Source organism: Halanaerobium sp. (assembly GCF_003070835.1).
Window position 1 is genome coordinate 1 of sequence record NZ_QBLR01000464.1, and the last position, 1,913, is coordinate 1,913.

The following is a 1,913-nucleotide window of genomic DNA, read 5'->3' on the forward strand; positions in this document are numbered from 1 at the left end:
ATCTATTTTGATGAATTACAGGAAGCAGCTGAACAGTTATTAGAAGCTTCTAAGTCTAAGCAGAAAGAAATAGAAGATGTTTCAATTGAAGCCAATAGAAATTTTTACAGTCAGCTTAATAGATATATTGAATCCAATCAGAGACTATTAGAAAAGGAATTTAACTTAAGTGAAACTGAGGCTAAAGATAAAGCTACCAATAGCACTCTAAAAGAGATACAGCAGGCCACAGCACTTAAAGGCTATAATACACAGGATGTAAAAGCATTTGTGCCAGAGTTACCTACTCCTGAGCCACCAACAGGTGGAGATGATGAGCCAGCTCCTGAACCTAAGGTCTATAATTTAACTTTAAAAGCAAGAACTAATAATGTTCAACATATTAAGCGTCAGTTAGAAAAAGTAGTTGAAGAATTAGAACAAGAAGACTATGATGAAATAAATATAAAGCTCAGCAATTAGGAGGCAGACCATGAATTTAGAAGATAATGTTGCTAAGATTAAAGATAAAATAAGGAATTCTTTTCATAAAAGACTGGTTAGATTAGGTATTAGAGAAGATCAGATTAGTGCTCGTGATGAAGAAGATCCAGATTTTAAGAAGGCTAAAGCTGCTGTAGAAGCTATTTTAGAAGATGAAGAAAGCTTTGAAGAAGCAAGAGATGAATATTTAGATGAAGTTACCTTTACCCTATTTAACCGTATTGCTGGTATTAAAACTATGGAAGCTGAATCAAGACAGTTAGTACCAGAGATTATCCAGATCAGAGCTCAACATGGAGATAAATCCTTTGCTCATAATGTCTGGTTGGAAGAAAATCCTGTGCAGAGCAGTGAAACTTTAGAGGGCTTAGATAACTTTATTAGAGCTAAATTCAATGAATTAAGTAATGAACTGCCTTTATACAGTAAAGAGAATCCCTATGATTTGCTTCCTGAAGTTCATGACTTAAAGGATATCATTAATCTTTTTAATCATGAAATATCATTAAATGACTGGAAAAAAGATGATATCTTGGGCTGGTTATATGAGGCATATAACAAAAAAGACTTAGAATTATTTAGAGAAACAGGGGCTAAAGTTGAATGGAATAAATTATCTATTGCTTCTCAGATGTACACACCACGCTGGGTAGTAGAATTTTTAGTCAATAATTCTCTCGGTAAATACTGGCTGGAAATTAATCCAGATAGTAAAATAAGAGAATATCATGATATTGCTAATGCTCCAGATGAAGCTATTTTAGAATCTAAAAGTGTGGAAGAAATAAAAGTTATTGACCCTGCTGCTGGTAGTGGAAACTTTCTTATTTATGCTTTTAAGCTTTTGGCTGAAATTTATGAAGAAGAAGGTTATGCTGGTGAAGAAATACCTAGTTTGATTTTAAAAAATAATCTTTTTGGTTTAGATATCGATGAAAGAGCAGTTCAAATAGCAAGACTTCAGCTTTACATTAAAGCAAAAACTTATAATAGAAATACTGAGATTGAAGATATTAATGTTGTGTCTTCTAATTTTCACTTACCTGAATTTGATAAAGTAAAAGATCAGTTTGCAATTGATTTGGAGTTTGCTGCAAATGAAAGAGAGTTTTTAGAAGAACTTTGGAATGAATTGAGAGAAGCTCATAAATTTGGTTCACTTCTTACACTGGATGACAAATTAGAAAGATTTATGGCAGATAAAAAAAATGATGATTCTTTAGGATTATTTGATAATTTCAATAATGTGGAAAATATTGAAACTCAAGTCTTAAGAAAGTTAGAAACTGTGATCGCTAATGCTTTAGATGATAATTATTCCAGCAATTTTATTAAATATCAGTCTTTAGATGCTGTTAAGTTTGCTGAGGTAATGTTGGGTGTGAATAAGAATAATGAAGATTATCAAGTGAATAAATACAATATAGTAT

The 1,913-nt window shown here is 31.7% G+C and carries 2 protein-coding genes; both read left to right on the forward strand.

The window, feature by feature from the left end:
- Window positions 1–462 (forward strand): hypothetical protein (locus CI949_RS20460; protein WP_290769877.1); only part of this gene is annotated, 462 nt, incomplete at its 5' end.
- Between the two features lie 10 nt (window positions 463–472).
- A partial coding sequence (locus CI949_RS20465; RefSeq protein WP_290769878.1) for a DNA methyltransferase occupies window positions 473–1,913 on the forward strand: 1,441 nt, incomplete at its 3' end.